This is a genomic window from Tessaracoccus lapidicaptus (assembly GCF_001693815.1).
In the GTDB taxonomy this organism is placed as follows: Bacteria; Actinomycetota; Actinomycetes; order Propionibacteriales; family Propionibacteriaceae; genus Arachnia; species Arachnia lapidicapta.
In genome coordinates this window covers 32,935-59,909 of sequence record NZ_MBQD01000006.1, presented here as the reverse complement: position 1 = coordinate 59,909, position 26,975 = coordinate 32,935, and the positions used below count along the sequence as shown (strand labels likewise).

The 26,975-nt window shown below is 71.6% G+C and carries 28 protein-coding genes, 2 pseudogenes and 1 other annotated feature; of the genes and pseudogenes, 13 read left to right on the top strand and 17 right to left on the bottom strand.

What is annotated here, in order from left to right; all coding sequences use genetic code 11:
• The first annotated feature begins 660 nt into the window (after positions 1–660).
• The 7 genes and pseudogenes from BCR15_RS14870 (at position 661) to pstB (ending at position 6,799) form a co-directional block, all read left to right on the top strand.
• Positions 661–867: a hypothetical protein gene (locus BCR15_RS14870; protein WP_068750211.1), complete on the top strand. Its 207-nt coding sequence runs from the start codon at positions 661–663 to the stop codon at positions 865–867.
• A gap of 34 nt (positions 868–901) precedes the next feature.
• Positions 902–2,199, top strand: a pseudogene (locus BCR15_RS02765) (IS3 family transposase).
• Positions 1,183–1,311: a sequence feature (AL1L pseudoknot), on the top strand. Its footprint overlaps the pseudogene before it by 129 nt.
• A 15-nt stretch (positions 2,200–2,214) precedes the next feature.
• Positions 2,215–2,526, top strand: a pseudogene (locus tag BCR15_RS02760) (transposase); the annotation flags it as partial.
• Positions 2,527–2,727: 201 nt separating this feature from the next.
• Complete coding sequence (gene pstS, locus BCR15_RS02755; RefSeq protein WP_068750203.1) at positions 2,728–3,837, top strand: phosphate ABC transporter substrate-binding protein PstS; 1,110 nt, start codon at positions 2,728–2,730, stop codon at positions 3,835–3,837.
• 104 nt (positions 3,838–3,941) lie between these two features.
• Entirely contained in the window at positions 3,942–4,934 is a 993-nt protein-coding gene (pstC, locus tag BCR15_RS02750; RefSeq protein ID WP_068750202.1) for a phosphate ABC transporter permease subunit PstC, read from the top strand.
• Positions 4,934–6,001 carry a phosphate ABC transporter permease PstA gene (gene pstA / locus BCR15_RS02745; protein ID WP_068750200.1) on the top strand — a complete coding sequence of 356 codons (1,068 nt, stop codon included), beginning with the start codon at positions 4,934–4,936 and terminating at the stop codon, positions 5,999–6,001. Before pstC ends, pstA begins: the two co-directional genes overlap by 1 nt.
• Before the next feature lie 18 nt (positions 6,002–6,019).
• Positions 6,020–6,799, top strand: a complete 780-nt coding sequence (pstB, locus tag BCR15_RS02740; protein WP_068750198.1) for a phosphate ABC transporter ATP-binding protein PstB — start codon at positions 6,020–6,022, stop codon at positions 6,797–6,799.
• A 6-nt stretch (positions 6,800–6,805) separates the two neighbouring features.
• Here pstB and BCR15_RS02735 read toward each other — a convergent pair whose 3' ends face one another.
• From BCR15_RS02735 to BCR15_RS02725, 3 genes are read right to left on the bottom strand one after another with little or no spacing between them, the layout of a single operon-like run.
• The gene (locus BCR15_RS02735; protein ID WP_068750196.1) at positions 6,806–7,684 is read right to left on the bottom strand and encodes a ferredoxin family protein; all 879 of its coding nucleotides are present in this window, start codon (positions 7,682–7,684) and stop codon (positions 6,806–6,808) included.
• Between the two features lie 51 nt (positions 7,685–7,735).
• Positions 7,736–8,944, bottom strand: a complete 1,209-nt coding sequence (locus tag BCR15_RS02730) for a glycoside hydrolase family 3 N-terminal domain-containing protein (protein WP_068750194.1) — start codon at positions 8,942–8,944, stop codon at positions 7,736–7,738.
• Entirely contained in the window at positions 8,941–10,347 is a 1,407-nt protein-coding gene (locus BCR15_RS02725) for a mycothione reductase (protein WP_068750192.1), read from the bottom strand. The genes BCR15_RS02730 and BCR15_RS02725 overlap by 4 nt, the downstream gene beginning before the upstream one ends.
• A gap of 77 nt (positions 10,348–10,424) precedes the next feature.
• Here BCR15_RS02725 and BCR15_RS02720 point away from each other — a divergent pair, with 77 nt between their 5' ends.
• A complete protein-coding gene (locus BCR15_RS02720) occupies positions 10,425–11,186 on the top strand; it encodes an SDR family NAD(P)-dependent oxidoreductase (RefSeq protein WP_068750190.1) in 762 nt (253 codons plus the stop codon).
• Here BCR15_RS02720 and BCR15_RS02715 read toward each other — a convergent pair.
• From BCR15_RS02715 to BCR15_RS02670, 11 genes are all read right to left on the bottom strand, one after another.
• Positions 11,183–12,625 carry a GerMN domain-containing protein gene (locus BCR15_RS02715; RefSeq protein ID WP_068750188.1) on the bottom strand — a complete coding sequence of 481 codons (1,443 nt, stop codon included), beginning with the start codon at positions 12,623–12,625 and terminating at the stop codon, positions 11,183–11,185. The genes BCR15_RS02720 and BCR15_RS02715 overlap by 4 nt on opposite strands.
• A gap of 3 nt (positions 12,626–12,628) precedes the next feature.
• On the bottom strand, positions 12,629–13,540 hold the full coding sequence (gene ccsB, locus BCR15_RS02710) for a c-type cytochrome biogenesis protein CcsB (RefSeq protein ID WP_068750186.1): 912 nt from the start codon (positions 13,538–13,540) through the stop codon (positions 12,629–12,631).
• Positions 13,537–15,123 (bottom strand): cytochrome c biogenesis protein ResB, encoded by a 1,587-nt coding sequence (gene resB / locus BCR15_RS02705; RefSeq protein WP_068750184.1) that lies wholly within the window; start codon positions 15,121–15,123, stop codon positions 13,537–13,539. Before resB ends, ccsB begins: the two co-directional genes overlap by 4 nt.
• Positions 15,093–15,803 carry a cytochrome c biogenesis CcdA family protein gene (locus BCR15_RS02700; protein ID WP_068750226.1) on the bottom strand — a complete coding sequence of 237 codons (711 nt, stop codon included), beginning with the start codon at positions 15,801–15,803 and terminating at the stop codon, positions 15,093–15,095. Before BCR15_RS02700 ends, resB begins: the two co-directional genes overlap by 31 nt.
• 41 nt (positions 15,804–15,844) lie before the next feature.
• Positions 15,845–16,396, bottom strand: coding sequence for a TlpA family protein disulfide reductase (locus tag BCR15_RS02695; protein ID WP_068750182.1), 552 nt, complete (start codon positions 16,394–16,396; stop codon positions 15,845–15,847).
• On the bottom strand, positions 16,393–17,022 hold the full coding sequence (locus BCR15_RS02690) for a histidine phosphatase family protein (RefSeq protein ID WP_078920478.1): 630 nt from the start codon (positions 17,020–17,022) through the stop codon (positions 16,393–16,395). Before BCR15_RS02690 ends, BCR15_RS02695 begins: the two co-directional genes overlap by 4 nt.
• A gap of 37 nt (positions 17,023–17,059) precedes the next feature.
• Complete coding sequence (locus BCR15_RS02685; RefSeq protein WP_176715175.1) at positions 17,060–18,658, bottom strand: uroporphyrinogen-III synthase; 1,599 nt, start codon at positions 18,656–18,658, stop codon at positions 17,060–17,062.
• A gap of 13 nt (positions 18,659–18,671) precedes the next feature.
• Positions 18,672–18,971, bottom strand: coding sequence for a glutaredoxin family protein (locus BCR15_RS02680; protein ID WP_068750179.1), 300 nt, complete (start codon positions 18,969–18,971; stop codon positions 18,672–18,674).
• A complete protein-coding gene (locus tag BCR15_RS14240; protein WP_042842924.1) occupies positions 18,971–19,072 on the bottom strand; it encodes a 30S ribosomal protein bS22 in 102 nt (33 codons plus the stop codon). The genes BCR15_RS02680 and BCR15_RS14240 overlap by 1 nt, the downstream gene beginning before the upstream one ends.
• 106 nt (positions 19,073–19,178) lie before the next feature.
• Entirely contained in the window at positions 19,179–19,970 is a 792-nt protein-coding gene (proC, locus tag BCR15_RS02675; RefSeq protein WP_068750176.1) for a pyrroline-5-carboxylate reductase, read from the bottom strand.
• On the bottom strand, positions 19,967–20,995 hold the full coding sequence (locus BCR15_RS02670) for an aspartate-semialdehyde dehydrogenase (RefSeq protein ID WP_141680009.1): 1,029 nt from the start codon (positions 20,993–20,995) through the stop codon (positions 19,967–19,969). The genes proC and BCR15_RS02670 overlap by 4 nt, the downstream gene beginning before the upstream one ends.
• A 58-nt stretch (positions 20,996–21,053) precedes the next feature.
• On the opposite strand from BCR15_RS02670, the gene BCR15_RS02665 reads away from it, so the two are divergent.
• Genes BCR15_RS02665 through BCR15_RS02655 form a run of 3 tightly spaced genes read left to right on the top strand, consistent with a single transcriptional unit; the run spans position 21,054 to position 22,362 of the window.
• Positions 21,054–21,593 (top strand): universal stress protein, encoded by a 540-nt coding sequence (locus BCR15_RS02665; RefSeq protein WP_068750172.1) that lies wholly within the window; start codon positions 21,054–21,056, stop codon positions 21,591–21,593.
• Positions 21,584–22,009, top strand: coding sequence for a fluoride efflux transporter FluC (locus tag BCR15_RS02660; RefSeq protein ID WP_068750171.1), 426 nt, complete (start codon positions 21,584–21,586; stop codon positions 22,007–22,009). The genes BCR15_RS02665 and BCR15_RS02660 overlap by 10 nt, the downstream gene beginning before the upstream one ends.
• Positions 22,006–22,362: a fluoride efflux transporter FluC gene (locus tag BCR15_RS02655; RefSeq protein WP_078920092.1), complete on the top strand. Its 357-nt coding sequence runs from the start codon at positions 22,006–22,008 to the stop codon at positions 22,360–22,362. Before BCR15_RS02660 ends, BCR15_RS02655 begins: the two co-directional genes overlap by 4 nt.
• Positions 22,363–22,366: 4 nt before the next feature.
• Here the strand turns inward: BCR15_RS02655 and BCR15_RS02650 are convergent, their stop codons facing one another.
• Genes BCR15_RS02650 through BCR15_RS02640 form a run of 3 tightly spaced genes read right to left on the bottom strand, consistent with a single transcriptional unit; the run spans position 22,367 to position 24,835 of the window.
• Complete coding sequence (locus BCR15_RS02650; protein ID WP_068750167.1) at positions 22,367–23,131, bottom strand: CPBP family intramembrane glutamic endopeptidase; 765 nt, start codon at positions 23,129–23,131, stop codon at positions 22,367–22,369.
• Positions 23,128–24,036 (bottom strand): proline dehydrogenase family protein, encoded by a 909-nt coding sequence (locus BCR15_RS02645; RefSeq protein WP_141680007.1) that lies wholly within the window; start codon positions 24,034–24,036, stop codon positions 23,128–23,130. The genes BCR15_RS02650 and BCR15_RS02645 overlap by 4 nt, the downstream gene beginning before the upstream one ends.
• Positions 24,023–24,835, bottom strand: coding sequence for a sugar phosphate isomerase/epimerase family protein (locus BCR15_RS02640; RefSeq protein WP_068750163.1), 813 nt, complete (start codon positions 24,833–24,835; stop codon positions 24,023–24,025). Before BCR15_RS02640 ends, BCR15_RS02645 begins: the two co-directional genes overlap by 14 nt.
• 86 nt (positions 24,836–24,921) lie before the next feature.
• On the opposite strand from BCR15_RS02640, the gene BCR15_RS02635 reads away from it, so the two are divergent.
• Positions 24,922–25,560: a VOC family protein gene (locus BCR15_RS02635; RefSeq protein ID WP_068750161.1), complete on the top strand. Its 639-nt coding sequence runs from the start codon at positions 24,922–24,924 to the stop codon at positions 25,558–25,560.
• A 31-nt stretch (positions 25,561–25,591) separates the two neighbouring features.
• The gene (radA, locus tag BCR15_RS02630) at positions 25,592–26,974 is read left to right on the top strand and encodes a DNA repair protein RadA (RefSeq protein ID WP_068750159.1); all 1,383 of its coding nucleotides are present in this window, start codon (positions 25,592–25,594) and stop codon (positions 26,972–26,974) included.
• Position 26,975 lies beyond the last annotated feature (1 nt).

Here is a 26,975-nt window from a genome sequence, read left to right as displayed (position 1 = left end):
AACCCCTCCGACCTATGAAGCCGTCGGATCTCGGCCCAATCCTCCACACTGATCACTCCCTCACTCTGACGGAGAGGGGTCAAAATTCACTCGGCGCCACGGGGTCAGTATCCACTCGGCATCGACAGTTGGGGATCTCGAGGACGACGGTGGTCAAGGCGGTCGCCTCCGATGCGCCACCGCGCTATGTGAGGACCCCGACCGGGACCTCGTTCGCGGTGTTCGAGCCCAGGGTGAAGACGCTGCTGGCCGGGTGTCCGGAGATGCCGGCATCGGTGATCGCGGAAAGGGTCGGCTGGACGGGATCGGAGTCGTAGTTCCGGGAGAACGTGGCCCGGCTACGACCGGAGCAGCGGCGCCCGGATCCGGCTGACCGGCTCGTCTGGGACGCCGGGGACGCGGCGCAGTGTGATCTGTGGTTCCCGCCTGCGAGGATCCCTGTCGGGACCGGGACGGGCGTGTTGTTGCCGGTGTTGGTGATGACCGCGGCGTTCTCCCGTTCACGGTCGGCCGGATGATCCCGTCGAAGACGACCGAGGATCTGCTGCTGGGCATGTGGGCACTCCTGCAGGCGTTGGGCAGGGTTCCTCGCGGCTGATCTGGGATAACGAACGCGGTATCGGCCGCGGTGCCTCCAGGGCTGCGGGGGTGGAGTCGTTCATGGGGACCCTCGCGACGAGCCTGGTGCTGCTCAAGGCGAGGGATCCGGAGTCGAAGGGGATCGTGGAACGCCGCAACGGCTGGTTCGAGACGTCGTTCATGCCGGGCCGCGAGTTCAGGCCGCCGGCCGATTTCAACGAGCAGTTCACCGACTGGCTCGGTCAGGCCAACCAGAAGATCGTGCGGACTGAACCGCCCCGGGTTTAGTGGAGGGTCTTGACCGCTTCAGGAGAGTGGAGTCATGCCTGCACCAAGGAAGTACAACGACGAGTTGCGTGAGCGTGCGGTCCGCACGGTCAACGAGACGATCAGGGAGAACCCGGGGATGCCGGCCAAGCGCGCCTGCAACCAGGTGGGCGAGCAGCTGGGGATCCCGGGATCGACGCTGCGGAACTGGCTGCGGGCCCCCGGGCTGGGGGTCGGGTCGTCGGCGGTGGAGACCGATCCGCATGCTCGGCTCGTGCAGCTGGAGAAGGAGAACCGGGAGCTCCGTCGAGCGAACGCGATACTGAGGTCGGCCTCGGCTTTCTTCGCGGCGGAGCTCGACCGCCCCTCTCCACGTTGATCAACTACATCGATCAGCACAAGGACCGCTTCGGGGTCGAGCCGATCTGCGCCGTGCTCACACAGGCCGGCGCCCAGATCGCCCCGAGCACCTATTACGCGGCCAAGAAGCGCTCACCGTCGCAGCGGGCGCTGGCCGACGCGGCGCTGGATGAGCGCATCCAAGCGACCTACCAGGCGAACTACCAGGTCTACGGGGTGATGAAGATGTGGAAGGTCCTCAACCGGCAGGAGGTCCGAGACGAGCACGGCCGGACCACCGGGGTCCACTATCCACCGGTGGCCCGGTGCACCGTGGCCCCCCGTATGAGGGCGTTGGGTCTGACCGGAGCGGTCGCCGGTGATCACAAGCGGCCCCGCACGACCCTACCGGCCAAGGACGCCCATCCGGCAGACCAACTCAACCGCGACTTCACGTCCCCGGCGCCGGACAACCGGTGGGTCGCTGACATCACCTACGTGCCAACATGGGCCGGGTTCGTCTACGTGGCGTTCGTGATGGACCTGTTCTCCCGCAGGATCGTCGGCTGGCGGGTCTCCGGATCACTGCACACCGACCTGGCCCTGGACGCCCTCGAGCAGGCCATCTGGCAGCGGCAGCGCGACGGGCGGGTGCTGGCGGGTCTGGTCCACCACGCCGACCGCGGCGTCCAGTATCGAGCGATCCGCTACACCGAACGCTTGGAGGAACTCGGCATCGTCGCCTCGGTCGGGTCCAAGGGCGATTCATACGACAACGCCGCCGCCGAGGCGCTGAACCGGGTCTTCAAGACCGAGCTGATCCGGCGTCGAGGGCCGTGGCGCACTCTTGAGCACGTCGAGCTGGAAGTTCTCAGATGGGTCGACTGGTACAACACGGCCCGGCCACACACCTGGTGCGACTACCTCGCACCCGCCGCATACGAGCACGCCTACGATGCTGCTCAGAACCCTTCCGCGGCGACCGCCGCCGAAGAACACACAACTCTCCACTAAACCCGGGGTGGTTCAATCGGACCCCTGATGGATACGGCGAAGACCGAGGTCTTGGCCTTCGCCGGGTTCCCGCGGGCGCATTGGAGCAAGATCTGGTCGACCAACCCCCTGGAAAGGTTGAACAAGGAGATCAAACGCCGCGCCCGCGTGGTGGGGATCTTTCCCAACGAGGCCTCCGTGATCCGCCTGGTGGGGATGATCCTCGCTGACACCAACGACGAATGGATCACCGACGAACGCCGCTACCTCTCCGAAGGATCCATGGCGCTACTGCTCCCCGCCCGCGATAATGAACCCATCGCCGCCATCACCGGCGGCGACGCGTGAGCAACCGGGGAACACCCCGAAAGCCCACCACCCAGCGGGGCGCAATCCCCGCGCGGGCGAGAACTCGTCGGGCGTTCACCTTCTGTTCACCCAACGCGGACTGTCGCGTTACTTCGGGTGCCTACCGTCCAGTACAGGAACGCAGTTCCACCGCGTACCGGGCCCGTCGGCCCGCCACCCATCTCGGAAGGCACAACCCGAATGAAGATCCGTCTGACCGCTGCTCTCGGTCTGTCCGCCGCTCTCCTGCTCTCGGCCTGCGCCGCCAACGAGGGCACCCCCGCTCCGGCCGACTCGGCCACCGGCTCCGCCGCCACAGACGGCTCGGCCCCCGCCTCGGACCTGCAGGGCACCATCTCCGGCAAGGGCTCCTCGGCGATGAACTCCGCGCAGACCACCTGGATCGCCAAGTTCCAGGAGGCCAACCCGGGTGTCACCGTCAACTACGCACCCGACGGTTCCGGCGCCGGCCGCGAGGCCTTCATGGGCGCCGGCGTGGACTTCGCCGGCTCGGACCGCGCATTCAAGCTCGATGAGAACGTCGCCGGGGCCTCCAGCCTCTGCGCCGACGACTCGATCGCGTACGACCTGCCGATCTACGTCTCCCCCATCGCCGTGATCTTCAACCTGGAGGGCGTCGACGAGCTCAACCTCGATCCCGACACCCTGGCCGGCATCTTCAAGGGCGACATCACGAAGTGGAACGACCCGAAGATCGCCGCCCTGAACGAGGGCGTCGAGCTCCCGGACATGGACATCACCGCCGTCCACCGCTCGGACGACTCGGGCACCACCGAGAACTTCACCGACTACCTCAACAAGACCGCCCCGTCGGTCTGGGACAACGAGGCCGACGGCGAGTGGACCTACGAGGGCGGTGAGGCGGCCAAGGGCACCTCCGGCGTCGTGGCCGCCGTCACCAACGGCACCGGCACCATCGGGTACGCCGACGCCTCGCAGGCCGGCGAACTGTCGGTCGCGAAGATCGGCAAGGACGGCAACTTCTTCGGCCCCACCGCCGAGGACGCCGCCAAGGCCGTCGACGTCTCCCCGATGGAGGACGGTCGTGACGCCAACGACCTGGCCATCAACCTCGACCGCGGCGCGGAGGGCTACGGCATCGTGCTCGTCGCCTACGCCATGGCGTGCGCCGAGTACGCCGACCCGGCCAAGGCCGAACTGGTCAAGGCTTACCTCGGCTACGTCGCGTCCGAGCAGGGCCAGAACGACGCCGCCGAGGGTGCGGGCTCCGCTCCCCTGGCCGAGGGTCTCCGCGAGAAGGTGCTCGCTGCCATCGACAGCATCAAGTGACCGTAGGATCTAGCTGAACCCACACGAGTCGCGCCTCTCGTTCGCGGGAGGCGCGACTCGTGGGCTCAGGCCCCACCCCCTGAACCGGCCACCCCAGGAGAACCATGTCGACCACGGACGCGGAGGCGACCACGTCGCAGCCGAACGACACCACCGACGACCTCACCAGCCTCCGGCACAGCAGGCGCCGCTTCGGCGACAAGGTCTTCAAGGGCATCTCGAGCGGGTCCGGCACGCTGATCCTCGTGATCCTGGCCGCCGTCGCCACGTTCCTGGTCGGCCTCTCGATCCCGGCGCTCACCGCCGACGCCGAGGACCTGCAGTACGGCGAGTTCTGGAGCTACGCGCTCCCCTTCGCGTTCGGCACGGTGTGGGCGGCCACCCTGGCCATGGTCTTCGCCGTCCCCGTGGCCATCGGCATCGCCCTGTTCATCAGCCACTACGCCCCACGCCGGCTGGCCCAGGGCCTGGGCTACATCATCGACCTGCTCGCCGCCGTCCCGTCCGTGGTGTTCGGCCTCTGGGGCATCAACACCCTCGCCCCGATGATGCGCCCCCTGTACGTGTGGCTGGCGGACAACTTCGGCGAGCTCCCCGTGCTGGGCTGGTTCTTCACCGGACCGGTCTCCGGGACCGGACGCACGATCCTCACCGCCGCCCTGGTGCTGGCGGTCATGGTGCTGCCCATCATCACCGCCATCTCGCGCGAGGTGTTCCTGCAGACGCCCCGCCTCCACGAGGAGGCGTCGCTGGCGCTCGGTGCGACACGCTGGGAGATGATCCGTCAGGCGGTCCTGCCCTTCGGCACGCCCGGCATCGTCTCGGCGTGCATGCTGGGCCTGGGCCGCGCCCTCGGCGAGACGATGGCCATCGCCATGGTGCTCTCGCCCGCGGCCGTCATCCACTTCGAGCTGCTCACGTCGAGCAACCCCAACACCATCGCCGGCAACATCGCCCTGGCGTTCCCCGAGGCGTTCGGTCTCGGCATCAACCAGCTCATCGCGACGGGCCTCGTGCTGTTCATCATCACCCTCGCGGTGAACATGACCGCGCGCTGGGTCCTGTCCAGGCGCAAGGAATTCTCGGGAGCCAACTGATGTCCGTCACCACCTCGTCGTCCCTCCCCAGCGAGGCGCTCACCGCCGGCCAGCTGCCGAAACACACGGCCATCGCGATGCTCGTGGTCGCCGTGGCGATCACCGCGGGCGTCCTGGCCCTGTTCGGCGCAGCGGGCCCCGCGTCGGTCATCGTCGTCGGGGCGTTGCTCTTCCTCGTGGCCATGTTCGCGCTGTCCGGGGCCGTGGAGGGCATTCGCAAGGCCAAGGACCGCATGGCGCGCTACGTCGTCACGGGGTTCTTCATCATCGCGCTGTTCCCACTGGTGTCGCTGATCTGGCAGACGATCGCCAAGGGCCTCGAGCGCATGGACGCTCAGTTCTTCTCCTACTCCATGCGCAACGTGATCGGCGAAGGCGGCGGCGCCGTCCACGCGATCTGGGGCACGCTGATCGTCACCGGCATCGCGGGCCTCATCTCGGTGCCGATCGGGCTCTTCACCGCCATCTACCTCGTCGAGTACTCGGGCCGCGGCAGGCTGGCCGCCGCCATCAGGTTCTTCGTCGACGTCATGACCGGCATCCCCTCGATCGTGGCGGGCCTGTTCGCCTACACGCTGTTCAGCTTCGTCTTCGGTCCGGGCACCAACAGCGGTTTCGCCGGCGCCATCGCCTTGTCGGTGCTGATGATCCCGACGGTGGTCCGCTCGGTCGAGGAGATGCTGCGGCTGGTCCCCAACGAGCTGCGGGAAGCGTCCTACGCGCTGGGCGTCCCCAAGTGGCGCACGATCGCCAAGGTGGTGCTCCCCACCGCGCTGGCGGGCATCGTCACGGGCGTGGTGCTGTCCGTCGCCCGCGTCATCGGCGAGACGGCCCCGCTGCTCGTCACCGCCGGCATCACGTCGTCGCTCAACGTCAACCCGTTCGCGGATCCGATGGCGACGCTGCCGGTGTTCGTCTACTACCAGTACATCACCCCCGGCGTACCCCAGGATCCGTTCTACGCGCGGGCGTGGGCCGGCGCCCTCACGCTCATCCTCATCGTCATGGGCCTCAACGCGATCGGCCGACTCATCGCGTGGAAGTTCGCCCCCAAGACCGGCCGCTGATCAGGAGACCCCCACACCATGTCGAAGCGAATCGAGCTCAAGGACCTCAACATCTTCTACGGCAAGTTCCACGCCGTGAAGTCGGTCAACATGACCATCGAGCCCCGCGCGGTGACGGCCTTCATCGGCTCCTCGGGCTGCGGAAAGTCGACCGTGCTGCGCTCCATCAACCGCATGCACGAGGTCATCGACGGCGCCTACGTCGAGGGCCAGGTGCTGCTGGACGGCGTCGACCTCTACGACAAGGCCGTGGACCCGGTGCGGGTCCGCCGGCACATCGGGATGGTGTTCCAGCGGCCCAACCCCTTCCCCACCATGTCGATCCGCGAGAACATCCTCGCCGGGGTGCGCCTGAACAACACTAAGATCAGCCGCTCGGAGGCCGACGAGCTGGTCGAGCAGTCCCTGCGCGGCGCCAACCTGTGGAACGAGGTGAAGGACCGCCTCGACCGGCCGGGCTCCGGCCTGTCGGGCGGCCAGCAGCAGCGGCTCTGCATCGCCCGCGCGATCGCCGTCTCCCCCGACGTGCTCCTCATGGACGAGCCGTGCTCGGCCCTCGACCCCATCTCCACGCTCGCGATCGAGGACCTGATCAAGGAGCTGAAGGAGACCTACACCGTCGTCATCGTCACGCACAACATGCAGCAGGCGGCCCGGGTCTCGGACTCGACGGCGTTCTTCAACCTCAAGGCGCACGGCCAGCCCGGTGAACTGATCGAGTACGGCCCGACCGAGAAGATCTTCCACAACCCTGACCAGAAGGCCACCGAGGACTACATCACCGGCCGCTTCGGCTGACCCGTCTCAGGCGGGGTCGACGGCCCAGTAGGTAACCGGCTCGGCCACCTTCCCGCAGCTCAAGGGCGCCGAGGCCCCGGTGTCGACCCGCGACACCCGCACCAGGGCCTCCCGATGCCCGTGCGTGACACGGATCCCGGAGCCCTCGTCGCGGCTCGCCAGATCGGTGGGACGGGCGGGCCCGAACTGTTCCAAGGCCCACGCCTCGGCCGCCTGCCGCTCCGGGGGGAGGTGGCTGCGCCCGCGGTCCCGCGCGGCGCCGCCCGGCCACAGCAGCCCGACGCCGGCGTCCCGGTAGGCGGCCACGGCCTCCGCGGGGGTCAGGCGGCCGAGAACCTGGCCGGTGGGCAGCAACAACGCCGTCGGGGCGAACCGATGGCCACCCAGATGCGAGCACTCCCACAACGACTCGGGGCCGATGTCATCCTCCAGGTCGGCCAGCAGCGGGCGTCCCTCCAGCGCGCAGCACTGATCGCGACGCGCGTGGCTGCACACGAGCAGCACCGGATCGGTCTCGAGCTCGGCCGGGGTGGGCATGTCGTCGGCGCGCCACCGGTCCAGCCAGTCCATCAGCTCCGCCGCCGTCGGCACCTCGAAGCGGGTCGCCCACCCGCCGTCGGTGAAGCCGCCTGAGACGAGCACGGTCAGTGGGTCCTGCCCGACGGTGTTGCGGGTGGCGCGGCGCAGCAGCAGCAGCCTGCCGCCCATCTCCTCGACGAGGGACTCGAGGCACCCTCCGAGGGCCGGGTCGAGGGCTCGGGCGCTGGTGGCGGCCTTCGGACCCCAGGGGCCAGGTGTCTCCAGGCACACCCAGAAGTCGGCTCGAGCGGCGGTCCCCCACGCGGGCGGCCCCGCGGCGGCCCACAACACGGAACAGCGCGACATGTCCGCCAGCCTAGCCGCCGGACAGTGCCTGGGCGGCCGTGATCAGGGGCGTCAGGCGCAGTCGACGAGCCCAGCGGCGGCCTTGAGCCGCAGGACCCGGGTCGCCGATTCGGCGACGCGCTCGGCGAAGTCCTCGTCGTCGGCGGCCCGCTGTGCGGTGGCCTCGATCATGTCCGCCATCAGTCCCGGCGTGGCGTTGATGGCGAGGTCGCCCCCGGCGTCGAGGAACCGGACCGCGCGTTCGGCGGCCGGGATGCCGGCCACGGACCGCGCCGCGCCGAGGTCGTCGGCGATGACGACGCCGTCGAACCCGAGGTCGTCGCGCAGCAGGTCGGTGATGACCGTGTGGCTGAAGACGGCCTCCTGGTCCGGGTCGATCCTGGAGAACACCGCCGACGACACCATCACGGAGTCGGCACCGGCGTCGATCCCGGCGCGGAAGACGTCCAGGCCGGCGTCGTCGCGGCCGGTCACGTCGTCGCGGGCCGCGCCGAAGTCCGTGTTCGTGTCGACCTTGCCCAGCCCCGGGAAGTGCTTCAGCGACGTGCGGATGCCCGCCGCGTCCATGCCCGAGACGTACTCGGCCACCTGCTCGCCGACGGCGCCCGCGTCGTTGCCGTAGTGGCGCGACAGCGCCCCGATGGGCGCGTTGCTCTCGACGAGGTCCGCCGGGACGACGTCGGCCACGGGCGCCAGGTTGTAGTGGATCCCGGCGCGTCGCAGCTGCTCGCCCCAGGTCTCGGCGGCCTCCCGCAGCTCGTCGCCGGGCATGGCGCCCTGGTCGACGGCGGTGGGGATGTCGTCGAACCCGGGCCCGCGGAGGCGCTGCACGCGCCCGCCCTCCTGGTCGACGGCGATCAGGAGCGGGAGGTCGGCGGTGCCGAGGCTGCCGAGCTCGGCGGTGAGCAGGCGGATGTCTTCGGCCCCGGAGCGGGTGTTCTCGAGGAGGACGACCGAGCCCACGCGCCCCTGCGTGATGGCGCGCCTGGTCGTCTCGTCGACTCCGGCGGTGGACACCCCGACCATGAACAGCTGACCCACCTGGGCGGACAGGGGGAGCTCCGCGGCGACGTCGGCGCACTGTCGCGGGGCGGGGCTCTCCGACGGCGCGGCGGCGGCCTGCGCCTCCGTCGCCTGCGCGGCGCCGGCGGGGGCCGACCCCGAGTCGACGGTGGGCGGGAGCGTCGGCGCAGGGGCGCAGCCGACCACGGCCACCGCCGCGACTGCGGGGGCCAGCGCCTGGAGGACCCGGCGCCTCACCGGTCGAGGTACACCGGGTGGTGGGCGTCGAGCAGGCCCAGGAGGGCGTTCTCGACTACCTCAGGCAGCGCAGGATGGATCCAGTACTGGCCGCGGGCCATCTGCGGGACCGGCAGATTGAAGCTCATGGCCTGGATCAGGGGCTGGATCAGCGACGGTGCCTGCGGCCCGATGATGTGGGCGCCCAGCAGATGCCAGGTGCCGGGGTCGGCCAGCAGTTTCACGAAGTGCCCCTCGTCCTCCAGCGCCCAGCCGTACGCCACGTCGGCGTACCGCTGCCGGGAGGCGACGTAGCGCACGCCCCAGGCCTTGAGCTGCTCCTCGGTGGCGCCGACCGACGCGATCTGCGGGTGGCTGAAGACGGCCTGCGGAACGTAGCGGTGATCCGTCTCCACCGGATTGTCGGGGTACAGCAGGTTGTGCTGCACGGTGCGCATCTCGGCGTTCGCGACGTGCTTGAGCAGGTAGTCCGAGGACACGTCGCCCATCGCCCAGACGCCGTCGACGTTCGTGCGCTGCTGGGCGTCCACGTGGATCTGGCCACCGGGCTTGACGTCGATGCCCGCCGCCGGCAGGTTCAGGGCGTCGGAGTTGCGCACGCGGCCCACGGCGAGCAGCACGGCGTCGGCGTAGTACTCGTACTCGATGCCGTTGCGGTCCCGGGTGATGACCGTCAGCTCGCCGCGCTGGTCCGTCTCCAGCGCCGCCAGCTCCTGGTTGAGCCGGACCCGGACCTGGCCGGCGACCATGGACGCGTAGTGCTCGGCGATCTCGCGGTCGTGGTGCCGCAGCAGGACGTCGCTGCGGTTGACGAGCGTCACGTCGGTGCCGAGGGCGGAGAACACATGCGCGAACTCGGCCGCGATGTACCCCCCGCCGACGATGACGAGGCGTCGCGGCCGCTCGGCGATGCGCATGATGGTGTCGGAGGTGTAGACCTTGGCGGCGGCGTCCTCGATACCGGGCACCGCCAGGAGCCGCGGGCGGGAGCCGGTGGCGATGACGATCCGATCCGCGCTGATCCGATCGTCGCCCAGGGCGAGTTCCTTCGGCCCCGCGAAGGACGCCTCGGCGTGGAAGACCGTGACGTTGGCCGAGCGCTCGCGCCAGTCGAGGCCTCCGGCGGAGATCGGGTCGATGCGGCCGAAGATCCGGTCCCGGATGGCGCCCCAGTCAGAGCCGCGCAGATCGAGGTCGACTCCCAGGCGGGCCGCGTGGGCGGGCGACGCCGCCAGGTCCGCCGGGACGACGAACATCTTCGTCGGGATGCAGCCGCGGTTGAGGCACGTGCCGCCGAACACGGGGTCACGCTCGATGAGCGCCACGTCCCAGTCCGCGAAGCGTTCATCGATCAAGGAGTTGCCGGACCCGGACCCGATGACTGCCAGATCGAAATGCTGCATGGCGCCCATTGTTCCACTAACCCCTCCCCCAGGTCACAGCCGCAGCGCGCCGTCGCCGGTCGCCTAAGCTTGCGCCCATGAATGGATCGTGGGCTGTCGTGACCGGGGCGTCGAGCGGGCTGGGTGTGGAGTTCGCGGAGCGGCTCGCCGCCGACGGCGCCAACGTCCTGCTGGTGGCCCGCCGGGCCGACCTGCTCGAGGCGGTCGCCGAGCGCGTCCGGAGCCACTTCGGGGTGCTCGCCGAGACCCATCCCGCGGACCTCACCGACCCCGCGCAACGCGCCGCGCTCGTGACCCGCATGGCGGAACTGGATGTCAGTCACCTCGTCAACAACGCGGGCTTCGGCACCATGGGCGCGTTCGCGGAGATCGAGCCGGAGCGGATGAGCCAGGAGATGGAACTCAACATGGTCGCTCTCACCGAGCTGACGCGGGCCGTGGTCCCGGGCATGGTCGCACGCGGGTCGGGCGCCATCATCCAGGTCGCGTCGACGGCGGCGTTCCAGCCCATCCCCACGATGGCCGTCTACGCGGCCACGAAGGCCTACGTCAAACGCCTGGGCGTGGCGCTCTGGGAGGAGCTGCGAGAGACCGGGGTGCGCGTCGTCGTCATCTGCCCCGGCCCGACGGAGACCGAATTCTTCGCCACGGCGGGTGACGACGCGGTGATGCGCCGCCGCCGGACCCCCGCGCAGGTGGTGGAGACGACCATGCGGGCTTTGGCCGCCCACCGGCCGCTCGTCGTCGACGGCCTCCCGAACGCGGCCATGGCGCTCGCCACGCGGCTCGCGCCGGTCGCGCTCCAGGCCAGGCTGGCCCGCGTCGTCGCCTCGACCTAGTCGACCGTGACGGACTTGTTCTCCGCCGATGTGCCGGCGACGGCGGCGCGGATGTCGTAGCTGCCGTCGCTGAGTTGCACGCTCACGGACCAGACGCGCCACCCGTCGGCGTTGACCCCCGTCGAGGTCTGGGCGGACGTCTGCGCGACGACCGTGTCCGTGTCGATGTCGGTGATGGTCACGATCGGCTCGCCGATGTCCGGTTTGACCGTCCCGATGACGACGACCTGCCCGGCAGAGAGCTGGGCCGCGTTGCGCGGGGAGCTGATCCAGAGGCCGGGCATCGGTTCGATGCCGTCGCGCGTGAATCCCTCGTCCGACACGAAGGCCTCCGGCGGCGGGCCACCGTCGGCCAGGAACTTGATCCGAAGCTGCGGGTCGCCGACGAGCTCCGAGGCGGTGTAGACCATCTGGTTGCGGGCGCGGTCGGCCTCGCCGGGCGTGGCCAGTTCGGCGTACGCGTCGGCGGAGAGGTCCACCGTGAGGGTGTCGCCGATGGTCTCGGTCGCGTTGAGCGTGCCGGGGCCCCACGCCGACTCGTAGTCCGGGTCCAACGGGGCCAGGGTGAGCAACGCCTCGAGCGCTCCGCTGACGAGGTTGCCCGTGGCGGGCAGGTCCCTCTGCTCCCGGTAGAGGCGGCCGTCCTGGCGCCCCACGTAGTAGAGCGGCACCCCGCGGACCTGCGCCGGGAGGGACCGCGGCGCCGCGGATGCCGTCGGGGCCGCCGACGGAGCGGGACTCGAGACCTCGGGCACCGCCGTCGTCGGGCGGGTGACCGCGGCGAGCAGCAGGCCCGCCGCCACCGCCAGGACCGCCACGGCCGCCGCCGCGCGTGGGCCCACGCTGCGGCCGCGCTGCCGCGACAGCGCGCGCAGCTCGCCCTCGAGGGTCTCGGTCCCCGGGGACTGGACCGTGCGGGCGGCGGATCGGAGCGCGGCGGTCACCTCCTGGGACAGCGACTCGATGACGCCGGGCTGGCTACCGGCCGTGGGGTCGCCCACAGCGCGGCGTAGCGTCTCCAGCGCCGCCTCCAGCCGGAGGTTGCACGATCGCACGGACATGCGCATGATGCCCGCCAGCTCAGGCCCGAACACCGACAGGTAGTGGCTGACGATGAGCAGCTCCGACGTGCGCGCCGGCATGGCGCTCAGGGCGGTGAGGATCTCCTGCTGCCGCGCCTCGGCGACGGCCGGCAGCCGGATCCCGGCCTGGGCGTCGCGAACGGCGCGGGCCAGGTGCACGACGTGCTCCTGCAGGAACTCGACCCGTTCGGCCGGGTCGATGAGCCGGTGGCCCCGCCGGTGCAGCGCCAGGAGCGCGCTGCGGACGATGCGGCCGGACTGGTGTTCGGCGTCGAGGAGCACGACGAGGCGGTGCAGGATCGGTCCCTGCTCCTCGTACAACTGGGCGAGCCAGTCGAGGTCCTCGTCGGACTCCATGGCTCAGATCCCCGCGTACGAGTGGAGGCCGCTGAACAGCAGGTTGACGCCGATGAAGTTGAACCAGAAGGTCACCAGCCCGATCAGGGCGATGATCGCGACGGGGCGGCCCCGCCAGCCCGCCGTCGCGCGGGCGTGCAGGTACGCGACGTACACGATCCAGGTGATGAAGGACCACGTCTCCTTCGGGTCCCAGTTCCAGAACCGCCCCCACGCGTACTGCGCCCAGATGGCGCCGGCCGCGATCGTGAAGGTCCACAGCGGCACCGCGAAGGCGTGCAGACGGTAGGACACCAGATCCAGGGTGCGGGCCGATGGCAGCTTCGCCAGGTAACCCGTCAGTGGCACCCCGCGCGACTCCGCCCGCCGTTCCGCGGCGTCGCGCGCCAAGTACAGCGCCGACGCCACCGCGCCGACGTTGAAGGCCGCGCCCGCGATCGCGGCGGCGACGATGTGGATGATGAACCACACGCTGTGCAGGGCCGGCACCAACGGCGACACCTCCACGTAGAACTGCGTGACGGCCACCCCGAGCCCGATCGAGTAGAGGAGGGTGAGTCCCAGACCCAGCCACCGCATGCCGAACCGGGCGACGGCCACGAGGTGGATGAGGACGGCGAAGGCGAGCGCCGAGGTGATGAACTCGTACATGTTGCCCCAGGGCGGACGCTCCGCCGCCACCCCGCGCAGCACGACGGCCGAGATGTGCAGCACCGCCGCGAGGACGGTGGCCGCGACGCCGAAGCGCCCCCACTGGTCCACGCGCAGCCGCTGCGCGTCCTCCGACCCGTCAGCCGGCCGCGCCGGGGCGAGCCCGCGGGCGGCGGACCACTCGAGCGCGTGCATGGCGAACGCGAGGAGGTAGCCGACGGTGGCATAGACCATCACGGTGTAGGACCACTCCGACAGCGTCATCTGCTCTCCTCCTCCGCGCCGCCCGGCGCGACCCCATTGTGCCCAGCGGGCGCGACGGAGGCCAAAAGCCCCGCGACCTCGTCCTCCAGACCGGTCGCCGCGTCGGCGCGGTCCAGGCCGCCGGCGGTGGCCTCGCCGTCGGTGACGCGGACGAAGAGTCGACGGGGACGCACGAACAGCGACACGCTCAGGCCGGCCAGGCCGACGGCCAGGGAGATCAGCGTCATGGCGTTGCCGGGGGTCTCGCTCACCTGCAGCTTCACCCAGCGCTGCCAGCCGTCGAAGCTGATGGAACCCAGGCCGTCGGGCAGGGTGAACCCGGCGCCGGGCAGCATCCGCGCCCGCAGCACCTCTCCCCCGTCGCCGGGGACCGGGGCCAGGCCAGCGGTGTTGAGCGTGTAGACGCTCTCCGGACGGCCCGTCTCCACGGCCGGGGGGCCGGACCAGGCGTTGAGGTACACCTCCGGGTTGAGGGCGTCGGGGAACACGGAGTGGGGCCCCGTCTCGTCCAACACTGCCGTCGGGAAGAAGAACGCCTCGAAGGCCAGGCGTTGCGGCCGGGCGTCGGGAACCTTGACCACCCCCACGGAGGAGAAGTTGCCGTCCTGCGGCAGGAAGACCACCGGACCGCTGAAGGCCACGTCGCCGTTGCCGTCGCGGACCGTGAATGTCGGGGCGTAGCCGTGACCGATGAGGTTCACCTGCGTGCCGCCGGACGTCAGGACGGGCTCGTTGACCGTGAGGAGGACGTCGCGGGTGCCTGTGGCGTCGGTGACGGTGACGTCGGCGTCGAACTGCCGGGCGGCGCCGCGCTGGACCTCCCCGGTCTCGAAGGTGGCCCGGAACTCGGTGACGTCCAGGTCGAACGCCTCGAGCCGGTCGGTGTCGACGAGGGCGCCGGCGGTGAAGTCGTCGTACTGCGTGATGACGTTGGCGAACCCGCGACCCTCCACCACGACGACGCTGCCGTGGTACCCCAGCAGGTTGGACCAGGCCATGCCGATGAGCATGGCGATGAGCGACAGGTGGAACACGAGGTTGCCGGCCTCGCGCGAGTAGCCGCGCTCCGCCGAGACGCCGTCGGCGGAGCGGCGCGTCCGGTAGCGACGCGACCGCAGCCAGGCCTCCCCCGCGTCCAGGGCGTTCTCGGTCGTGGCATCCGTGCGCGCCGACGCCGACGCCGGCAGCCGGTCGATGCGGGCGGGCAGCGCCGGGGGCGGCTTGCGGACCGCGGTGGCGTACTTCCCGATGCGCGGCAGGATGCAGCCGATGAGCGAGACGAACAACAGCAGGTACACGGCCGAGAACGCCGGCGAGGTGTAGACGTCGTAGAAGCCGAGGGGCTCCAGGATCCCGTCCCAGAACGGGTTGTCGCGCTTGAAGTCCAGCACCGAGATCGGGGAGGCGCTGCGCTGCGGGATCATCGAGCCGGGGATCGTGGCCAGGGCCAGGAGGAACAGCAGGGCCAGCGCCGTCCGCATGGACGTCAGCTGGCCCCATGCCCAGCGCAGGAACTGCCCGGGGCCGAGCGCGCGCCCGGCGTCCGCGGCGGTCACAGGATGGTCCCGAAGTTCGCGGCCCACTGCCGCAGCACGCCGATGAGGGCGTCCCACCAGCCCACGACCATGGCCACGCCGACCAGGATCATCGCGATGCCGCCTGCTCGCTGCAGAGCCTGCCCGTGCCGACGCAGCCACTCCAGCCGGGGAGCGAGCCGGGTGAACGCGACCGCGAACGCGAGGAAGGGCAGCCCGAGCCCCAGGGCGTAGAAGAACGCGAGGATGCCACCGCGCGTGGCGGAGCCCTCGTTGAGGGCCAGCGTGAGCACCACCGACAGTGCCGGCCCGATGCAGGGCGTCCAGCCGAGCCCGAAGACCATGCCGAGCAGCGGCGAGGCCCAGACGCCCATCCGCGGGGTGATGCCGGGCCGCCATCCGGTGGGGACCGGGAGCCAGCCGGCGAACCCGGCGCCCAGGACGGCGATGACGACGCCGAGGACGATCGTGATGGCCCGCGCGTTCGTCAGCAGCGCCGCCCCGACGCCGCCCAGCAGGGCGCCGGTCAGCACGAACACCACCGAGAACCCGAGGACGAAGCCCATCGTTCCGCCGATCAGAGCGCGCCGCCGCCCGGTGCCGTCGGCGATCTGCGCGGCCCCGAGGCCGGACGCGTACGACAGGTACCCGGGGAGGAGCGGCAGCACACAGGGGGAGACGAAGGACACGAGCCCGGCGAGCATGGCCACCGGCACGGCCACGAGCATCGACGACGTCAGCGCGGCCCCGGCCCAGGACTCGAGGAGGATCACCGCACCGCCCCGACGTCGGCGAGGATGCCGCGCAGCGTCGAGGCGTCGACGGCGCCCAGCACGCGGGCGGCGACGTCGCCGTCGGCGTCGATGACGACGGTGCTCGGGATGGCCTTGGGCGGCAGCTGCGCGAACCCCAGCAGCAGCTGCCCGTCGGGGTCGAAGATGCTGGGGTACGTGATGCCGAACGCGCGCTCGAACGCGAGTGCAGGGGCCGTGTCCAGGTCGCGCGTGTTGACGCCCAGGAAGGCCACGTCCTCGCCGAGTTCGGCGTGCGCCGCCACGAGTTCGGGCGCCTCGGCGCGGCACGGCGCGCACCAGGAGCCCCAGACGTTGACCACGACCGGGCGGCCCGCGAAGTCGGCCGTCGAGATCTGTGCCCCGTCGAGGGTCTCCCCGGCCAGGACGGGCGCGGGGCGGCGGTCGCCGTCGGGGATGATCGTCACGGTTCCGTCCCCGCCCTGGAAGCCGACCTGGTCCGTGGCAGCCGGGGCACCGCAGGCGGTGAGGACCAGCGCGGCCGCGCACGCGGCGGCGGCGACCCTCACGTGCCGACCTTGAACCGGCGGCCTCTCACCGCGGGAAGGAGGTCGGCGACCGGCTCGGCGTAGTCGACGGCGGTGATGACGCCATCGCGGACGGTGAAGCTCGTGACGGAGCACAGGGTGCAGCGACGGCGGCGCGGGTCGTGCGCCAGGGGCCTGCCCTCGGCGGCGCTGCGCGCGATCCAGATCGGGAGTTGGTGGCTCACCACGAGCGCCTGCCCCCCGGGACCGGCGGCGACGGCGGCGTCGCGGATCGCGGCGTGCATGCGCTCCGCGACCTCCTTGTACGGCTCCCCCCAGCTCGGCAGCAGCGGGTTGCGCATGTGCCAGAACATGCGCGGGTCGCGCAGCGCCTTGTTGGACCCACCGAAGACCTTGCCCTCGAACCGGTTGTCGGCCTCGATGACCCGGTCGTCGGTGGTGATCTCCAGGTGCGGATGGAGCCGGGCCGTGGGCGCGAGGGTCTCCTGCGCGCGCTGCAGGGGTGAGCAGCGCAGATGCGTGAGGGGAACGTCGCGCCAGTGTTCGGCCATCCGGTCCGCCATCTGGCGGCCGAGGTCTGACAGGCCGAAGCCGGGGAGGCGCCCGTACAGCACCCCGCCAGGGTTCTCCACCTGGCCGTGTCGCATGACGTGCACTTGAGTCGGGTCCACCACGCGCTCCAGACTAGACGCTCGGGTCGACGGGCTTGCGCCGCTTGCGACGCTTGCGCTGCGACGGCTTGGTGACCGGGAGGCCGGCGGCCACCTGGTCTGCCCGCCTGCGGTCCGCGAACCGGGCCAGGGACTCGGCGAGCGACTCGAAGGTGGGCGCGTCGGCGACGACGTCGACGCGGAGTCCGTGCATCTCGCAGGCCGCGGCGGTGGCGGGGCCGATGGCGGCGACCACCGTGGCGGCGTGCGGCTTGCCCGCGATGCCGATCATGTTGCGCACCGCGGTGGCCGAGGTGAACACCACCGCGTCGTACATGCCGGTCTTGATGTCGTCGCGGACCTCGGGCGGCGGCGGGGCGGCCCGGACGGTGCGGTAGGCCGTGACCTCCTCGACGTCCCAGCCCAGGCGGCCGAGGCCCACGAGGAGCGGCTCCACGGCCACGTCGGCCGAGGGCACGAGCACGCGGTCCAGCGGGTCGATGAGGTTGTCGTACGCGGGGAACTCGGTGGCCAGCGCGCCCGTGGTGTTCTCCACCACCGGCGTGAGGTCCGCCACGAGGCCGAGGCGCGCGAGGGCCTCCACCGTGCCGCGCCCCACGGCGGCGAGGCTGATGCCCGACAGCGCGCGCGAGTCCAGGCCGTACTCGGCCAGCCGGTCGGCGATCGCGGTCACGGCGTGCGGCGAGGTGAACACCACCCACAGGTAGCGGCCGTCGACCAGCCCACGCACCGCCTTCTCCATGGCCTGTTCGGTCCGGGGCGGCTCGATGGACATGGTGGCGACCAGTTCGGTGGTGGCGCCGTAGTGGCTCAGGTCCTCGACGAGCGGGCCGAGGTCGTCCTTGGTGCGCGGCGCGATGATCCGCCAGTCGAAGAGGGGCTTGCCCTCGAACCAGGCGAGACGCTGGCGGCGGGAGTCCTCAATGCCGGGTCCGACGATGAAGTAGCACTCCCCCGCGTCGGCCACGTCCACGTCGGCCCAGCTGACGACCTCGCTGACCTGGGCCGTGGTGCCGACGCCGACCATGCTGAGGCAGGTGCCGGTGAGCCCGTAGCGGAGGGCCGCCTGGGTCGCGACCTCGTGCGAGAGGGCGCCCCGGGTCCGGACCACGAGGGTCTCGGCGGACGGCCAGGCGTCAATCCCGGGGACCTCGCGCGTGGCGTCCAGCGCGGCGAACGCGGCGGTCGCTGTCACTCCCCCGAAGGACAGTGCCGCGCTCCAGCGCGTGACGCCGGGCACGACGTTGGCGCGGATCCCCGCGGCGGCCAGGACTTCGGGCAGCACGCCACCGGCGTCGGCGTCGGTGAAGTAGTCGCCGGCGTGCAACCGCACCACCTTGCGCCCGCGCGCGACCGCGCCGAGGATGTCCGCCACCTCGTCGTCGCTGCCCGAAGGCTTGATCTCAGCGTGCGCGGGGGCCAGCGCCCTGACCTGCTCCACGTCGGCACCGGGGTCGACGATGATGAGGTCCGCGAAGCGCATGGCGCGCGACCCCGACAGCGTGAGCAGCCCGAGGTCTCCCGGACCGGACCCGACGAACGTGACCGACCCGCCCGACGGTTCGAATTCCGGCGGGGTGGCCGGTGAGGTGGGTTCCAGAGGCTGGGTCACTGCGGGTTTCCGTTCAGGGCTGGTCGGCGAGAGCCGGTGTCCACTCGACTGGCATATCCCGTGGGGCCGGCGAGGCCAGCGCCGCACGCAGTGCCGATTCGTCGACGACCCAGTAGCTCAGCAGCCGCTGATCGACGAACGTGACCGGCACGTGATCGGTGTATCCGGCCCGGAGCGCCGCGTCGGTGTCGACGTCGACGGCGCGCCAGGCCACCCCCAGGTCCTCGCACGTGGTGCGGACGACCGACTCGGCCTCCACACACAGGTGGCAGCCCGCGCGGGTCAGCAGGAGGACCCTGGAGGGTCGGGTCACTACTTGCCGGCGCGACGACGCTGAATGCGGGTGCGCTTCAGCAGCTTGCGGTGCTTCTTCTTGGCCATGCGCTTGCGGCGCTTCTTGATGACAGAGCCCACTGTTCGCCTTTCCTCACCGGGAAGACCCGGATGGTACGTGTACGTCCGGCCGTGAAGCGGCCAGACTCTGAATCTTAACTGTTCGCGGTGGGGATCGACCAATCCCTCATCGCGACATCTCGCGTCCGCGCTCCGCGCACGCCTCGACGGCGGCCAGGAACGCGGCCCTGACGCCCCGCTCGTCGAGTTCCCGCAGCGCCGCCGCGGTGGTCCCGGCCGGCGAGGTGACCTGCTCGCGCAGCGCCGCCGCCGGGGTGCCGGTGGCGAGCAGCGCGGCGGAACCGACGAACGTCTGGACGACCAGCTCGGTGGCCTCGGCGCGGGTCAGCCCCTGGTGCACGCCGCCCTCGATCATGGCGTCGGCAATATAGAAGAGGTACGCGGGCCCCGATCCGGACAGGGCCGTAAGCGCGTCGATCTGCTTCTCAGCGATGACGACGCTGCGCCCGACGGCGTCCATGAGCCCGCGCACGGTGTCGACCTGATCCGCGGAGGCCGCGGTCCCGGGCACGATGCCCGCCATGCCCTGCCCGACGAGGGCGGGGGTGTTGGGCATGACCCGGACCACCGCGGTGCCCTCGGGCAGCGCCGCCTCCAGCTGGGCCACCGGGGTGCCGGCCGCGATCGACACGATCAGCGGCGCGGCGCCTGCCAACCCGCCCGCCAGCTCGCCGAGCACGCCGGCGATCTGATGCGGTTTCACGGCCAGCACGACCACGTCGGACCGCGCCGCCTCCGCGAGGTCGACCGCGCGCACGCCGTGGCGGGCCTGGATCGCGTCGGCGCGCTCACGCACGGGCTCCACGACGGCGAGGTCCGCCGGCGCGTGCCCGGCGCCGAGCCAGCCGGTGAGCAGCGCCTCGCCCATCGCGCCGGCGCCGACCAGGGTCAGCCTCATCGGACGAGCAGTTCGGCGATCTGGATGGCGTTGAGCGCGGCACCCTTGCGGAGGTTGTCGTTGCTGATGAACAGCACGAGCCCTCGCTCGCCCTCGACGCTGCGGTCCTGGCGGATGCGCCCGACGAACGACGGGTCCTGGCCGGCGGCCTGCAGCGGGGTGGGGACGTCGGCCAGCCGCACGCCGGGGGCGCCGTCGAGCGCCGCGCGGGCCTGCTGGGGGGTGATGTCGCGCGAGAACCGGGCGTGCACCGAGAGCGAGTGCCCCGAGAAGACGGGCACCCGCACGCACGTGCCGGCGACGAGCAGCTCCGGAAGGTGGAGGATCTTGCGCGACTCGTTGCGCAGCTTCTTCTCCTCGTCGGTCTCGCCCTCGCCGTCGTCGACGATGCTCCCGGCGAGCGCGACGACGTTGTAGGCGATCGGCGCCACGTACGGGGCGATGTCCGCCGGCTGGAAGGCGGACCCGTCGTGGGCCAGGACCCGCGGGTCCTCGATCTGGCCCAGCTGCGTCGCGAGCGCCTCGACGCCCTTGATGCCCGAGCCGGAGACGGCTTGGAAGGTGGTGACCTGCAGGGCCTCGAGCCCCGCGAGGTCGTGCAGAACCTTCAGCACGGGCATGGCGGCCATGGTGGTGCAGTTGGGGTTCGCGATGATGCCCAGCTCGGCGCGGGCGACGTCCTCGGGGTTGACCTCGGACACCACCAGCGGGACACGCTCGTCCATGCGCCACGCCGACGAGTTGTCGACGACGGTCGCCCCGGCGTCGGCCACCCGCGGCGCCCACTGCTTCGACGTCGAGCCGCCGGCGGAGAACAGGGCGACATCCAGACCGGCGAAGTCCGCCTTCTCGATGTCCTCGACGGTGATCTCCGCGCCGCGCCACGGCAGCGTCGTGCCGGCCGACCGCGCCGAGGCGAAGTACCGGATCTCGTCAACGGGGTAATCGCGCTCCTCCAGAAGGCGGCGCATCACGCCGCCGACCTGCCCGGTCGCGCCAAAGACTCCAACTCGCATGCGGCGCAGTCTACGCGGCGGGCCGGGGGTAGTGTTCGACGCGTCCCACCCCCCGCAGGAGGCCCGCATGCGTCAGGTGCCCCAACCCCATCCGTCCCGGATCACCCCCTTCGCCGGCAGCGACGTGGTGGTCGGCGTCACCCCGGACCAGCCCGAGGTCGTGGTCCTGACGGCGGCGTCGCTCGCCCAGGCGCAGGGTGGCGCTCTCTACTGCGCGTACGTAGATCCGGCCCGGGTGGTCGAGCACGAGTTCCCGGACGGGACGGTCCGCCACAGCGACCTCAACCCGGATCTCGCCGACGAGGACCAGTGGAGGGCGCGCGAGGCGGACCTGACCGCCGCGATCCGCGACCTGCTGGCGGGCTCCCCGGTCCCGTGGCGGTTCCGCTACCTCGCCGGCCGCCCCGACCGCGCGCTGACCCACCTGGCGCGGGCGGTCGACGCGGCGGTGATCGTCGTCGGCACGAGGCGGCCCGGCGCGTCGGGCCGGTGGCACGAGTTGCTGGAGGGCGCCGTCGGGACGCATCTGGCGCACCACCAGCACCGGCCCGTCCTCGTCGTGCCAACGGCCGTGGTCGACTGGAAGACCCCGCTGGAATGGCACTGAGCGGCCGCCCGGCGCACCTCGACCCTCGGCGCGTCGCGCTGGTCGCGGCCGGCGGCACCATCGGGGCCGGGCTCCGTTCGGCGATCGGCAGCGTGACCGGAGGCTCCCCGCTGGGGATCCCCTGGCCGACGCTGGCGATCAACGTCGCGGGCGCGCTGGCCCTCGGTCTGCTGGTCGAGGTGCTGGCCGCGACCGTCCGCGAGCCTCGCCGGCGCCAGTCGCTGCAGCTCGCGCTGGGCACCGGGCTGCTCGGCGGCTTCACCACGTACAGTGCCTTCGCGGTCGAGACCGCCACCCTCGCCGCCCACCGGCCCGCCCTGGCGGTGGGCTACGCCGGCGGCAGCCTCGTGCTGGGCTACCTGGCCGCGGCCGCGGGCATGTGGCTCGGGCGGCGCGTCCCCGGGGGGCGGCCGTGACGTGGCTGTGGGTGGCGCTGGCCGGTGGGCTGGGCGCCGCGGCCCGCTACGTGACCGACGGCTTGCTCTCGGCGCGCGGCCCCCGCGGGTTCCCCATCGCGACCCTGACGATCAACGTGCTCGGATCGTTCGGCCTGGGGCTGGTGGCCGGCGCCCTCGACGTGGGGACGCTCCGCGCGGTGCTGGGCACCGGGTTCCTGGGTGGCTTCACCACGTTCAGCACGGCCAGCGTCGAGCTGGTGCGCGTGGTCCGCTCGGGCCGACCGTGGATGGCCGTCACCCTGGCGCTCGCCATGCTGGCGCTCGCCCTCGCGGCCGCCGTCGGTGGGCTCACCCTGGGCGCGGGGCTGTGAGACCTCAGGAGAACCAGGCCATGACCACGGGCAGCAGCGGGGCCCCGAGGAACGCCGCGATGTCGAGCAGCGAATGCGTGATGACCAGCGGCATCACCCGGCGGATCCGCAGATAGAGCCAGCCGAACACGAGCCCCATGACGAGGTTGCCGAGGAAGCCGCCGAATCCCTGGTAGAGGTGGTAGCCGCCGCGGATGAACGCGCTGACGACGACGATGACCCACATGCGGCCACCGGTCTGGGTCCAGCGCGTGAAGAGGTAGCCGATCATGAGCACCTCCTCCAGCACCCCGTTCATGATCGCGCGCAGTACGAGTACGGGCACGGTCCACCAGGCGGCGGCGAGGTTCGCCGTGCTCACCTGGGTGTTGATGCCCAGCTCGACGGCGGCGAGGTAGAACGCGAGCCCGGCCACCCCGATGACCGCGAAGACACCGAATCCCCACCCCAGGTCGAACCCGGGGCGCCGCAGGTCGAAGCCCATGACGCGGAACGGGCCCTCGTCCGGGCGGCGCTGGGTCGCCAGCAGATGCAGCGCGAGCACGACCGGGATCAGCGGGAACGTCAGCCACGCCAGCTGGTAGGCCAGGTCGAGCCACGGCCGGTCCGGCGTGGCGCTGGTGTTGATGGCCGTGGTCTGCTGGTTGAGCGGGGTCGGGCGCGTCAGCTTCTCGATGATCGACAGCACGGCGTAGACGGCCGACTGCCCCAGCGACAGCAGCAGCACGATGCCGATCTCGGCGCGGAGCCGACGGTCTCCCACCCTCATCGCTTGTCTGCGATGGCGCGCAGGTAGCTGAACAGGGTCCGCGGGCGGGCCGCGATGCGTGTGGTGAGGTACTCGAACCACGCAGGACCGAACGGGACGTACGTGCGGGACCGGTAGCCGATGTCGGCCAGGCGGCGCTGCTCGAGCGGGCGCACGCCGTAGAACATCTGGAACTCGAACTCGTCCGCCCCGACCGCGTTGCGGCGGGCGAGGTCCTGCGCGATGGCCACGAGCGTCGGGTCGTGCGAGGCCAGCATTGCGTACCCGCCGTGCTCCATGACGGTGCGCAGGCAGCGGACCAGAGCCCGCGACTTCTCCTGCTCCGAGTCGTACCCGGCGCCCGGGGGCACGGGGTAGGAACCGACGCACACGCGCACCCGGGCTCCTTCGGCGGCGGCCGCGGCCGCCTCCCGTTCGGAGCGCCGGATGTCCGCCGGGAGCGTCAGGCCGATCCGGTCGCAGTGCTCGCGCGCGTCGCGCCACAGCCGCAGCGTCGCGTCGTACTCCTCGGTGCCCTGCATCTCCAGGGTCACGACGGCGCCCGCGTCGCGGGTGACCGCGCAGAGGTCCTCGAGGCGCGCCCGCGCCCCCGCCGCGTCCACCCGGAGCCCGAGCGACGACGGCTTCACCGAGACCTCGACCCCGCGGGCGGTCTCGCCCAGCGCCGCGACGGTGTCGATGAGCATGCCGGTGGTCTCGGTCTCGGCGTCTGAGCGGGGCAGATAGGCCAGGGACACCAGCAGCCCCTGGCCGGTGAGGGTCCGCGCGACGTCGACGGCGTCGGCGATGTCCTCCCCCGCGACATAGGCCCGAGCGAAGTCCTCGGCGGCGCCCGACCCGACGGCGGCGCTCTGCACCCGGCGGGAGCGGATCACCCCGCGTACCGCGGTGTTAAGACGCGACATCTGCCCTCCTCGCGGCGCCCTTGGCGATGACGGAGCGGATGGTGGACAACGAGTCGCCGAGCAGTTCCTCGCGCTCGTGGCGGGAACGGGCGCGCCGCGTGGACACCTCGAGCACGATGTGGCCCGTGAAGCCGGAGGCGGTCACCTCCTCGACGACCTGCCACGCCGCCTGGTCCCCCTCACCGGGCAGGAGGTGCTCGTCCTGGAGGGAACCGCGCCCGTCGGTGAGGTGCACGTGCGCCAGCCGGTCCCCCCAGGCGTGGACCAGGTCGAGGGCCTGGCGCTGCGCCGTCGACGCGTGGCTGAGGTCCAGCGTCAGGTGGTCGTAGTCGTACGGGGTGGGGTCCCAGCCGGGCAGGTACGCCTGGAAGTGCCCGGCGGGGGTGCGCCACGGGTACATGTTCTCGACGGCGAACGTCACGTCCATCTCGTCGTTGAGCCGCTTGATGCCGGCCACGAACTCGGCGCCGTACTCGCGTTGCCACCGGAACGGGGGGTGCACCACGACCGTGTCGCCGCCCAGCCGGCTGACCGCCTCCCCGGAGCGGCGCAGCTTCTCCCACGGGTCCGATCCCCAGGTGGTCTGGGTGACCAGGAGGGTCGGCGCGTGCACGGACAGCACCGGGACCCCGTGGTAGCTGGAGAGCTTCTCGACCGCGTCGATGTCGATCGACAGGCCATCGACGCCCACCATCAGTTCGACGCCGTCATAGCCCAGGCCCGCGGCGAGTTCGAACGCGCTGGAGGATGCCTCGGGGTAGACCGAGGTGGTCGACAGGAGGACCTTCGACGTGGACACACGGTCACCCTACCCGCCTCGCCCGGTGCGTCCCCCGCTGCCAGGCCGATTAGTGGTTTCGGGCTTGTCGGGGCGAGAATGTGGCCATGCACGTCGACCATCTGATCTTCGCGACCGGCCCCGACGGCCTCAAGGCAGAGGCAGCCCGGCTGGCCGACGCTCTGGGCACCGACTTCAAGGATGGCGGCTTCCACCCGCGGTTCGGGACCCGGAACCACATCATCCCCCTGGCGGACGCCCGCTACATCGAAGTGGTCGAGGTCCTCGACCACCCCGCGGCCGACAAGGCCGCGTTCGGCCAGGCCGTGCGTGCCCGCTCCGAGATGGGCGGCGGCTGGATGGGCTGGGTCGTCAGCGTCCCGGACATCACGCCGTTCGAGCAGCGGCTGGAGCGCGCAGCCGTCCCCGGCCTGCGGCACTTCCCGGACGGCCGGCGCCTCGAGTGGGTGCAGATCGGCATCCGCGGCCTCATCGCCGACCCGCAGCTGCCCTACTTCCTGGAGTGGAAGTCCGACGAGTCGCTTCGGCCCGCCGCGCTGCGCGGTGACGTCCGGCTGACCCAGGTGCAGATCTCCGGGTCCGCTGACCGGCTGTCGGAGTGGCTGGCCGCCCCCGTCGCCGACGAGATCGACGGGGTCCACCTCGACCTCGTGGCGCCGCACGGCACGCCCGGCATCTCCAACGTGACCTTTGAGTCGCCGACCCGGGGCACCGTCACCATCTAGGACTGTCCGACCCTCCGCCTAAGCTCACCCCGTGGCGAAGAAACAGGACACCTACCACTGCACCGAGTGCGGTTGGACGAGCGCGCGCTGGGTCGGCCGCTGCGCCGAGTGCCAGGCGTGGGGCACCGTCGTCGAGCGCGGCGTGCCGAAGCTGCGGCAGGTGTCGTCGTCGGTGCCCACCGACGCGGCCGTGCCCATCTCACAGGTCCCCACCGACACGGCCGTCCGGCGCCTGACGACCATCGCCGAACTCGACCGCGTCCTGGGCGACGGACTGGTGCCCGGCGCGGTCGTGCTGCTGGCCGGGGAGCCGGGCGTCGGGAAGTCCACGCTGCTGCTCGACGTCGCGGCGAAGTGGGCCCGCTCCGGGCAGACCACGCTGTACATCTCCGGCGAGGAGTCCGCCTCGCAGGTGCGGCTCCGCGCGGAGCGCACGGGCGCCGTCGACGATGCGCTGTACCTGGCGTCGGAGACGGACCTCGGCACGGTGCTGGGTCACATCGAGACCGTCAAGCCGAGCCTCCTGGTGCTGGACTCCGTGCAGACGGTCGCCACGGCGGAGGCCGAGGGCGCCCCCGGCGGCCCGGCCCAGGTCCGCGAGGTCACCGGCGCCATCGCCCGCGTCGCCAAGCGCGAGGACATGGCCGCCATCATCGTGGGCCACGTCACCAAGGACGGCTCCATCGCCGGCCCGCGGACGCTGGAGCACCTCGTCGACGTGGTGCTCACCTTTGAGGGGGACCGGCACTCGGGCTTCCGGATGGTGCGCGCCACCAAGAACCGCTTCGGCCCCGCCGACGAGGTGGGGTGCTTCGAGATGAGCGAGACCGGGATCGTCGAGGTCCCGGATCCGTCGGGGCTGTTCACGACGGCGCACTCGGAGCCCACGCCCGGCACCTGCGTCACGGTGACGATGGAGGGCAGGCGGCCGCTGCTGGCGGAGATCCAGGCGCTGGTGGCGCCGTCGCCGTACCAGTCCTCGCCGCGGCGCACCACGCACGGGCTCGACACGTCGCGCATCGCGATGGTGTTGGCGGTGTTGGAGCGCAAGGCCCGCCTGCCGCTCTCCCAGCACGACGTGTACGTGTCGACGGTGGGCGGCGCCCGGGTGACGGACCCCTCGGTGGACCTGGCGGCCGCCGTCGCCATCGCGTCGGCGGCGCTGGACCGGCAGCATCCGCGGCGCCTGCTGGCCCTCGGCGAGGTGGGCCTCGCGGGCGACCTGCGCCGGGTGCCCGGCGTGGAGCGTCGCCTGGCGGAGGCAGCCCGGCTCGGCTTCGAGCTGGCACTGGTGCCGACGGGCTCGCGCGACGTGACCGTCAAGGTCCCGCGCCTGGGCGGGCTGCGCGTCGTGGAGGTGCCGTCGCTGGCCGACGCGCTGGGCGTGCTGGACCTGCGTCGCGGCGGGCAGTGAC

Excerpts from the sequence above, each read along its gene's own strand:
- BCR15_RS02735 (WP_068750196.1), bottom strand. The coding sequence starts at position 7,684 with ATGTCGCGCTGTTCCGTGTTGTGGGCCGCCGCGGGGCCGCCCGCGTGG.
- BCR15_RS02660 (WP_068750171.1), top strand. The coding sequence starts at position 21,584 with ATGGCACTGAGCGGCCGCCCGGCGCACCTCGACCCTCGGCGCGTCGCG.
- pstB (WP_068750198.1), top strand. The coding sequence starts at position 6,020 with ATGTCGAAGCGAATCGAGCTCAAGGACCTCAACATCTTCTACGGCAAG.
- BCR15_RS02715 (WP_068750188.1), bottom strand. The coding sequence starts at position 12,625 with ATGGAGTCCGACGAGGACCTCGACTGGCTCGCCCAGTTGTACGAGGAG.
- proC (WP_068750176.1), bottom strand. The coding sequence starts at position 19,970 with ATGAGGCTGACCCTGGTCGGCGCCGGCGCGATGGGCGAGGCGCTGCTC.
- pstC (WP_068750202.1), top strand. The coding sequence starts at position 3,942 with ATGTCGACCACGGACGCGGAGGCGACCACGTCGCAGCCGAACGACACC.
- BCR15_RS02690 (WP_078920478.1), bottom strand. The coding sequence starts at position 17,022 with ATGCGACACGGCCAGGTGGAGAACCCTGGCGGGGTGCTGTACGGGCGC.
- BCR15_RS02725 (WP_068750192.1), bottom strand. The coding sequence starts at position 10,347 with ATGCAGCATTTCGATCTGGCAGTCATCGGGTCCGGGTCCGGCAACTCC.
- BCR15_RS14870 (WP_068750211.1), top strand. The coding sequence starts at position 661 with ATGGGGACCCTCGCGACGAGCCTGGTGCTGCTCAAGGCGAGGGATCCG.
- BCR15_RS02635 (WP_068750161.1), top strand. The coding sequence starts at position 24,922 with ATGCACGTCGACCATCTGATCTTCGCGACCGGCCCCGACGGCCTCAAG.
- BCR15_RS02665 (WP_068750172.1), top strand. The coding sequence starts at position 21,054 with ATGCGTCAGGTGCCCCAACCCCATCCGTCCCGGATCACCCCCTTCGCC.
- BCR15_RS02645 (WP_141680007.1), bottom strand. The coding sequence starts at position 24,036 with ATGTCGCGTCTTAACACCGCGGTACGCGGGGTGATCCGCTCCCGCCGG.
- BCR15_RS02720 (WP_068750190.1), top strand. The coding sequence starts at position 10,425 with ATGAATGGATCGTGGGCTGTCGTGACCGGGGCGTCGAGCGGGCTGGGT.
- pstA (WP_068750200.1), top strand. The coding sequence starts at position 4,934 with ATGTCCGTCACCACCTCGTCGTCCCTCCCCAGCGAGGCGCTCACCGCC.
- ccsB (WP_068750186.1), bottom strand. The coding sequence starts at position 13,540 with ATGACGCTGTCGGAGTGGTCCTACACCGTGATGGTCTATGCCACCGTC.
- BCR15_RS02650 (WP_068750167.1), bottom strand. The coding sequence starts at position 23,131 with ATGAGGGTGGGAGACCGTCGGCTCCGCGCCGAGATCGGCATCGTGCTG.
- BCR15_RS02700 (WP_068750226.1), bottom strand. The coding sequence starts at position 15,803 with ATGCTCGTGGCCGTGCCGGTGGCCATGCTCGCCGGGCTCGTGTCCTTC.
- pstS (WP_068750203.1), top strand. The coding sequence starts at position 2,728 with ATGAAGATCCGTCTGACCGCTGCTCTCGGTCTGTCCGCCGCTCTCCTG.